This window comes from Allorhizobium borbori, from assembly GCF_014196535.1.
In the GTDB taxonomy this organism is placed as follows: domain Bacteria; phylum Pseudomonadota; class Alphaproteobacteria; order Rhizobiales; family Rhizobiaceae; genus Ectorhizobium; species Ectorhizobium borbori.
The window spans coordinates 228,871-237,049 of record NZ_JACIDU010000007.1; the positions used below are offsets into that span (position 1 = coordinate 228,871).

8 protein-coding genes and 2 tRNA genes are annotated in these 8,179 nt (G+C 59.3%); 5 read left to right on the plus strand and 5 right to left on the minus strand.

What is annotated here, in order from left to right:
- Positions 1-13: 13 nt before the first annotated feature.
- Entirely contained in the window at positions 14-733 is a 720-nt protein-coding gene (sfsA, locus tag GGQ66_RS10850; RefSeq protein ID WP_183792379.1) for a DNA/RNA nuclease SfsA, read from the minus strand.
- Positions 734-885: 152 nt separating this feature from the next.
- Between sfsA and GGQ66_RS10855 the strand changes: the two genes are divergently transcribed.
- From GGQ66_RS10855 to recJ, 5 genes are all read left to right on the plus strand, one after another.
- The gene (locus GGQ66_RS10855) at positions 886-1,284 is read left to right on the plus strand and encodes a hypothetical protein (protein ID WP_183792333.1); all 399 of its coding nucleotides are present in this window, start codon (positions 886-888) and stop codon (positions 1,282-1,284) included.
- A 303-nt stretch (positions 1,285-1,587) separates the two neighbouring features.
- A complete protein-coding gene (locus GGQ66_RS10860) occupies positions 1,588-2,805 on the plus strand; it encodes an LL-diaminopimelate aminotransferase (protein ID WP_183792381.1) in 1,218 nt (405 codons plus the stop codon).
- A 75-nt stretch (positions 2,806-2,880) separates the two neighbouring features.
- Complete coding sequence (locus GGQ66_RS10865) at positions 2,881-4,200, plus strand: homoserine dehydrogenase (protein ID WP_183792335.1); 1,320 nt, start codon at positions 2,881-2,883, stop codon at positions 4,198-4,200.
- 141 nt (positions 4,201-4,341) lie between these two features.
- Positions 4,342-4,533, plus strand: a complete 192-nt coding sequence (locus GGQ66_RS10870; RefSeq protein WP_183792337.1) for a hypothetical protein — start codon at positions 4,342-4,344, stop codon at positions 4,531-4,533.
- An 86-nt stretch (positions 4,534-4,619) separates the two neighbouring features.
- Positions 4,620-6,422, plus strand: a complete 1,803-nt coding sequence (gene recJ, locus GGQ66_RS10875; protein WP_183792339.1) for a single-stranded-DNA-specific exonuclease RecJ — start codon at positions 4,620-4,622, stop codon at positions 6,420-6,422.
- 81 nt (positions 6,423-6,503) lie between these two features.
- Here recJ and GGQ66_RS10880 read toward each other — a convergent pair.
- The 4 genes from GGQ66_RS10880 to GGQ66_RS22920 all read right to left on the minus strand — a co-directional run.
- A tRNA-Glu gene (locus GGQ66_RS10880) sits at positions 6,504-6,578 on the minus strand.
- 127 nt (positions 6,579-6,705) lie between these two features.
- Positions 6,706-7,272, minus strand: coding sequence for a tyrosine-protein phosphatase (locus GGQ66_RS10885; protein ID WP_183792341.1), 567 nt, complete (start codon positions 7,270-7,272; stop codon positions 6,706-6,708).
- Between the two features lie 123 nt (positions 7,273-7,395).
- Positions 7,396-7,470: transfer RNA gene (locus GGQ66_RS10890), tRNA-Glu, on the minus strand.
- A 521-nt stretch (positions 7,471-7,991) separates the two neighbouring features.
- On the minus strand, positions 7,992-8,179 hold a 188-nt coding region (locus GGQ66_RS22920), incomplete at its 5' end, for a hypothetical protein (protein WP_210287233.1).

Here is an 8,179-nt window from a genome sequence, read left to right on the forward strand (position 1 = left end):
TTCGTCTCAAGTCTTAAACAGCGCGGGCACGGTCGTCTATCGGGACTGCGTTTTCTGCGCGAATTTCCCGGTGGGTTATCGCACAGCGGACCGCTCGCACTTCAACGCCGCGGGCAACGGCCCGGTCATAGGCGCGCGCATAGACCGGGTCGAGATCACCGGCGATGGCCAGTCTGTGGCAATCGGGGCGCTGGATGAGGTAGAGCATCACGGCTCGATGACCGGCTTCCACCATGTCGCCCATCTCTTCCAGATGGCGGGCGCCGCGCGCCGTGGCCGTATCCGGAAATTCGGCGAGGCCGGGCTGGCGGGTGAAGTGCACGTTCTTCACCTCGATATAGGCATCGGGGAGGCCATTTTCCGCAAGAAGAAAGTCGATCCGTGATTTCTTTCCGTATTTCTGCTCGCGCTTCAAAACCGTGTAGTGTTCAAGCCCCGGCACGAGGCGGGCTGTGAGGGCTTCCTCGGCGAATCGGTTGGCCATGGCGGCATTGATACCCGCCGTGACGCCGTCGACCTCGATCAGTTCGAAGCGGTAGCGATATTTTCGCGTCGGTCCGATTTCGTGTTCGGAAAGCCAGATCCGCGAGCCCGGCGCGTTGAGTCCGAGCATCGAGCCGGTATTCGGGCAGAAACCGGTGATGGCCTCGCCATTTTCCAGCACGGCATCGAACAGGAACCGCTTGTAACGTCGGACAAGTATTGCGGAGATGAGTGGCGGATCGAAAATCATGGTTGCGGTTTTGCCGCCTTTGGCGCGGTGGTGCAAGCGGAACCGTTGTTCTTTCGGGCGGCTCATGCTTTAAGAAGTCCGATGGCGATTTGCGAGGCGAGGGCGGAGGCTCCGCTCCGAAAAGGCCCGTATCGAAAAGGAATGAGGCAAGCATGATCCCGCTCGAACCCATGGCGCTTCTCAAGCGTGCCGCTTTCGTTGCTGCATTCGGTGCGGCGCTGGCCGGCTGTGCGAGCAACAATGTGGGCACAGAGAAGGGACCTATGGCGACGCCGCAGGTGGTAACGGTGGTGCCGGGTGTGCCGCAGGGCGCGCCGGCAACAGGTCCGCAGAAGACGGGCTATTATCCCGGCTTCTCGCAACCGCTGACCTCTGCCTCCCTTCAAATGACGGATGAAGAGGCCGCCGCCCAGCAGTCGCAGTTGACGGCGCTTGGTGCCGCCAAGCGCCGGGGCACGATTTCCGAGGCGGAGTACAAGCGCCGTGAGGCCGAACTGCGTAAGCTTGCCACGCAGCATGGCCAGCAAACGCTGGACGAAATCGCCCACTGACAACATTTTCAGCGGGAATAGGCGAAGTCGTCCGGACCACTTGCCGAAGCCATGCCAAAAGCCGCACCCTTGGGCGCAATCCGGCCGATTTGGGCTTGCGTTTCGGGTGGTTTGGTCGCAAAGCACTCGATTAACGACCGTAGCGGCATGAGAATGCCCGCTTGAGCCGTGTCGTCATCCGGGGACATATCCGGCTGACGACAAGACGCCCCGCGATTTTAGGAGGTTCGTGTCGCGGAGGCCATGATAGGAGACGAATCCCGGCGAGGCCCCTCAGGGGCCGATGATTCCATGAGGAAAGAGATGGAAGAGTTTCACAAAGTCCGCAGACTGCCGCCCTATGTTTTCGAACAGGTCAACCGACTTAAGGCGGCAGCGCGAGCCGGTGGCGCCGATATCATCGATCTTGGTATGGGCAATCCCGACCTGCCGACGCCGCAGGCGATTGTCGACAAGCTGTGCGAGGTTGTTCAGGATCCTCGCTCGCATCGTTATTCCGCCTCAAAGGGCATTCCCGGCCTTCGCCGCGCCCAGGCCTCCTATTATGCCCGCCGCTTTGGCGTGAAGCTCGATCCGGATACGCAGGTCGTTGCGACGCTCGGCTCCAAGGAAGGCTTCGCCAACATGGCGCAGGCCATTACCGCGCCGGGCGATGTGGTTCTTTGCCCGAACCCGACCTATCCGATCCATGCCTTCGGCTTCCTGATGGCGGGCGGTGTGATCCGCTCGATCTCGGTGGAGCCGGATGACACCTTCTTCCCGCCGCTGGAGCGCGCCATCCGCCACTCCATCCCGAAGCCGATTGCGCTCGTCATCAACTATCCGTCCAACCCGACGGCGCATGTGGCAAGCCTTGACTTCTACAAGGAAGTCGTTGCCTTCGCGAAGAAGCACGATCTCTTCATCCTGTCCGATCTGGCCTATTCGGAAATCTACTTCGACGGCAACCCGCCGCCGTCCGTTCTGGAAGTGCCGGGCGCCATGGATTGCACCGTGGAGTTCACCTCCATGTCGAAGACCTTCTCCATGCCCGGCTGGCGCATCGGCTTTGCCGTCGGCAACGAGCGTCTCGTTTCGGCGCTGACGCGTGTGAAATCCTACCTCGATTACGGTGCCTTCACGCCGATCCAGGTGGCGGCGACGCATGCGCTGAATGGCGATGGTTCCGATATTGCGGAAGTGCGCAACGTTTATCACCGCCGCCGCGATGTGATGGTCGATGCCTTCGGCAAGGCCGGTTTCGAGGTGCCGCCGCCGGCCGCGACGATGTTTGCCTGGGCGAAGATCCCGGAACCGTTCCGCCATCTCGGTTCGCTGGAGTTCTCCAAGCTTCTGGTCGAGAAGGCCGATGTTGCCGTGGCGCCGGGCATCGGCTTTGGTGAGCAGGGCGACGAATATGTTCGCCTCGCACTGGTAGAGAACGAACACCGCATTCGTCAGGCCGCGCGCAACATCAAGAAGTTCTTCTCGACGGCGGATGACACGCTGCATAATGTGATCTCGCTCAACGCCCACCGTTGAGTGATCCCACCTGTCACGGGCGGCCGCATTCGTCGGCCGCCATTTCCGGAAATACAAGACGTCAGGACTTTTTCTATGGCAGATGCCCTCAGGATCGGCATTGCGGGCCTCGGCACCGTGGGTGCTTCGCTCGTCGCTCTGTTGCAGCAGCGTAAAAACGAACTGGCCGTAACGTGCGGCCGCGCGATCGAGATCGTCGCCGTTTCCGCCCGCAACCGCAATCGCGACCGTGGCATCGATCTGACAGGTATCGATTGGTACGATTCTCCCGTTGAGATGGCTTCCAGAGCCAATATCGATCTGTTCGTCGAACTGATGGGTGGCGCAAATGGTGCCGCGGACGAATCCGTGCGTGCCGCTCTGTCGCGTGGTCTGCATGTGGTGACCGCCAACAAGGCGCTTCTCGCCCGTTGCGGCGTCGAACTTGCAGCACTCGCCGAAGAGAAAGGCGCGCTCCTGAACTTCGAGGCGGCGGTTGCTGGCGGCATTCCGGTCATCAAGGCCCTGCGCGAGTCGCTGACGGGCAACCATGTCAGCCGCATCTACGGCATCATGAACGGCACCTGCAATTACATCCTGACCCGCATGGAAAAGGAAGGCCTGTCCTTTGCCGACTGCCTCAAGGAAGCGCAGCGTCTTGGTTATGCCGAAGCCGATCCTGCCTTTGACATCGAGGGGAACGACACCGCTCACAAGCTTGCCATCCTGACGACGCTGGCCTTCGGGTCGCAGATCGCCGCCGATGACATCTATCTCGAAGGCATCACCAACATTTCCATCGAGGATATTCGCGCCGCTGCCGATCTCGGCTACCGGATCAAGCTGCTCGGTGTCGCGCAACTGACCGATTCCGGCATCGAACAGCGGGTGCATCCGACCATGGTGCCGCTCGATTCCGTGATTGCACAGGTGGATGGCGTGACGAATGCCGTTGCCATCGAATCCGACATCCTCGGTGAATTGCTGATGGTCGGGCCCGGTGCAGGCGGAAACGCGACAGCCTCCGCCGTTCTGGGTGATATAGCCGACGTGGCCAAGAGTCGCCCCGGCGCACAGCAGGTTCCGGCTCTCGGTCGTCCTGCAGCCGCGCTCGAACCCTACCGGCGTGCGCGCATCCAGAGCCATGAGGGCGGTTACTTCATTCGACTGACCGTAGAGGACCGGGCCGGTGTGTTCGCAGGCATCGCAACGCATATGGCTGCAAACGCCATTTCACTCGAATCCATCGTGCAGCGCCCTAAGCCGCGCGGTGAAAATGGACCGCAAACGATTATTCTCGTCACGCATGCCACGCGGGAGGATTCCGTGCGCGGGGCCGTAGAGGCGATCTCAGCGGACGGTTATCTGCTTGGCGCTGCACAAGTTATCCGCATAGAGCGTCCCAAGAACGCGTGATTGGACAAGGCGCCGCGGGCTTGCTCTGCGGCGAAGGTCTAACCCCTTAGAAGTCATCGATACAAACCTAACCTTGCATACGAATCGATTTAGTGTTCTGATCTGGGACATTCGATGTTTTCAAGCGAGGGAGGCGCTCTGATGATTTCGACCACTCTGGACACGCATGCTTCCACCTTGTCACTTGCTGGCAATGGTCAGCGCAAAAAAGTTGTAGCGTCCGCGAAGCAGGCGACGGCGCCTCGTAACTGGACATTGCTTCTCGTTTTTCTGGTTTCGCCACTGATCATGATGGCGTCAGCAGCCTGCATTCTCGCAACCATGCTGGGTTGAGCCTGCGGGGCGGCGGTTTCCATCCGTGTCTTTCTGTGCCAAGAGGAGGAGACTTGGCATTTGAAGATTACGGTTGAACGCTATCCATGGTCGCCCCTGCAGATCCTGTTTCCCGCGCATTCCTGAACGTCGAGAAATCCGTTTCAGGTCAGAGATGGGTTGCGCGGCTCGATCAAGCGGGCGTTAACCGTGCGCTGGCAATGGCGCAGACGCACGGGTTGCCCGAGATTGTTGCCCGTGTCCTGGCCGGGCGCGGTGTCGGTGTTGATGACGCGGTCGATTTTCTTGACCCAACCATTCGCGGGCTGATGCCCGATCCTTCCAGCCTGACAGATTGTGACAAGGCGGCAGCCCGTATTGCAGCGGCTATCGCCGCGCGGGAGAAGATCGCGATTTTCGGCGATTACGACGTCGATGGTGCCGCGTCTTCGGCACTCATGTTCCGGTTTCTGCGCCATTTCGGGCTTGAGGCGGAAATATATATTCCCGACCGTATTTTCGAAGGGTATGGCCCCAATCCAGTCGCCATTCGCCAGCTTGTGGAAAATGGCGCCCGCCTGATCGTTACGGTCGATTGCGGTTCGACGAGCCATGAGTCTCTGGCTGTTGCTGCCGATATGGGGGTGGACGTGGTGGTGATCGACCATCACCAGCTCGGCGCCGATTTGCCACCCTGTCATGCGTTGGTCAATCCTAACCGTCAGGACGATCTTTCGGGGCAGGGGCACCTGTGTGCTGCAGGCGTTGTCTTTCTGGTTCTGGTGGCTACGGCGCGGGTGCTACGCAAGGCTGGTGACGGGCGCGAAAGGATGCTCGATCTCCTGTCGTGGCTCGATATCGTGGCGCTGGCCACAGTCTGTGATGTCGTGCCCTTGAAAGGGTTGAACCGTGCTTACGTGGTGAAGGGGCTGATCGCGGCACGGCACATGCTCAATCCCGGCCTGGCGGCGCTGTTTCGGACAGCCGGGTTGAGTGGCCCGGTAACGCCCTATCATTTCGGCTTTCTGATCGGGCCTCGAATCAATGCCGGGGGCCGTATTGGCGATGCCGCGCTCGGCAGCCGGTTGCTGACGATGGACGACGCGGCGCGGGCAGGCGAAATTGCCGTGCGTCTGGACGAGTTGAACAAGGAACGGCAGGCCATGGAGGCCGTGATGCTGGCCGAAGCCGAGGCCGAAGCGCTGGCAGAGTACGGAACAGGCGAAGGTGCTTCCGTGATCGTAACGGCCAACGATCACTGGCATGCGGGTATCGTTGGCCTGTTGGCCTCGCGTCTCAAGGACAAGTTCCGCCGGCCCGCCTTTGCGATCGCCTTTGATGCGAATGGCAGGGGCACCGGTTCGGGACGATCCATCAACGGATTCGATATGGGGCGCATGGTGCGGGCGGCCGTGGAGAACGGGTTGCTGGTCAAGGGCGGCGGTCACGCCATGGCGGCGGGTCTCACCGTCGAGCGCGCCAATCTCGGACGTCTTCGCCATTTCTTCGAAGACAGTGCCCGCACTTCCGTTGCTGCGCTGGTCGCCGATCCAGCGCTCAAGATTGATGCTGCCGTTTCGGCTTCGGGGGCGACGCCGGCCTTGCTGGAAAAGATAGAAGCGGCCGGACCCTATGGCGCAGGGCATCCGCAACCCGTCTTTGCCGTGCCCGCGCACAGGCTGCGCGATTCGCGCCCGGTTGGCACGACGCATGTGAAGGTCACGCTGGAGGCAATGGACGGATCCCGGCTGGAGGGAATTGCCTTTCGTGCCGCAGAAACGCCTCTGGGGGACTTCCTGATGAGGGAGCGTGGCAGCATGGTGCATGTCGCCGGATCGCTATCCCTCGACCATTGGCAGGGTTCACAGCGTGTGCAACTGCGCGTGAGCGACGCGGCGCGTGCTGTCTGAAACAGCTTTCCTCAATGACTGTCGCGCATCGGGAGGGAGGCTCCGCAATATCGGGCTGTTTTCTGAAAAAAATGGAAGAAGTGGCACGCCCTAGGGGAGTCGAACCCCTCTTTTCAGAATGAAAATCTGACGTCCTAACCGATAGACGAAGGGCGCGTGTGAGCGCTCTTATAGTCAGGCCAACGGGGGAGCGCAAGCGGCTTTTTGCATTTTCTCGTACTTTTTCAAAAACGGTCTAAGTCACGGATTCTGCGCTGGAATTACTTGTCCTCGCTTAGTGTTCTCAGCTTTTCAGGCCGATGGATTTCTCAAGCGCTTCCCAGCTTCGCTCCATGGCGTAAGCCTTCAGGAATGGCAGGCCAATGTGGCCGAATGCAAAGGAAAGCTGGCTTTCCGCAGCGGTCTCCGTCGCGCCTTCCACCTGCTGCAGGAAGACCACGGAAGCGAGCCCCGTGCGATCGGCGCCCGCGCGGCAATGAACGAGCACAGGCTTTGGTGCGGCCCGTAGCAAGGCCGCGAGTTCGAGGCTGCGTTCAACACTCAACTCGCTTGCCGCCGACATCGCGAAGTCTATGTGACCGGCGCCATTGGCGTGCGTGGCCGCAACTTCTTCCTCATACCAACCGGCACCGGGGGAGGCGCCCCGCAGATTGACGACCGTGCGGATGCCATAGCGCTGGATGTAGGTTTTGAGCGCAGGCCCGCTCAGTTGCGCCGAACGGTAATAGGTGCCGGGAATCACTTCGTGAAAGTTTCCGGAGATCTGGAGCAGGGCGAGATAAAGCCCGCTAGCAATGAGCGTGACGGTGCAGAGACCAAGCAGGGTTTTTATAGCGGTTCGCAATTTCATGGTTTGCCCCTGGCAGCGCTTCCATCGATGGGGAAGCTGCAGTCGCATAAAGCATGAAGCTGACAAGCATATGAACGCGCGGGATAAAGGCGCTTTCAGCAGATTTAAAAGAAAGGGAGGGAGTGGCACGCCCTAGGGGAGTCGAACCCCTCTTTTCAGAATGAAAATCTGACGTCCTAACCGATAGACGAAGGGCGCGTGTGAGCGGCCTTATAGTCAGCCCCATGGGGGAGCGCAAGCGGTGATTTCGCTTTTTTTGACAGTTTTTCGACAATAGTCCTTTTTTCGTCAACGGCGTTTCCATGACGATCGCAAGTCCCGCAGCAAAGCGCGTGTGTGTTATGCGGAGCAAAAGCAAAAAGGGGAAAGTGGCACGCCCTAGATAACGAAGATGAGAACTGGTGTGTATGTGTTATCCGCTAAAGGGCCTCAGTGTCTGGATTTTTCACCTGCTCCGGTATCTACTCATGATCCATGCTTGAGAAATTAATCGTATCATTTTGAATATATTAAAATAATATGGTTTTATCGCTCGCAGCGACGATCGGCCTCTGCGTCTGCCTTGCACTGTCATGCCCTAGATCGCGAGATCTGTATGCTAAGCGACTGCGAGAAACAACAATGGCAACTATACGCCTCCATCCCAGATCATTGATCTAAGAGTGCGGGCACGCCAAAAGCGGACTTCCAATCTGTTGTCTATCCACTCTGGGTAGGCATCAATGCTTGCCTAAGATTTCGTCCAAGATTGGCGCTACCTTCTTCAGATCGTAGCCTTCGGAATAACGAAAGTCGCCACGGGATGGGCGGCTTGTTGATTGCCACTGAGAACTGACCCGGCGTTGCCTGATATTTCCATTGAGAATTGACCCATGTTCCAACTTTCCCTCGCATGTTTTCAGCGGGG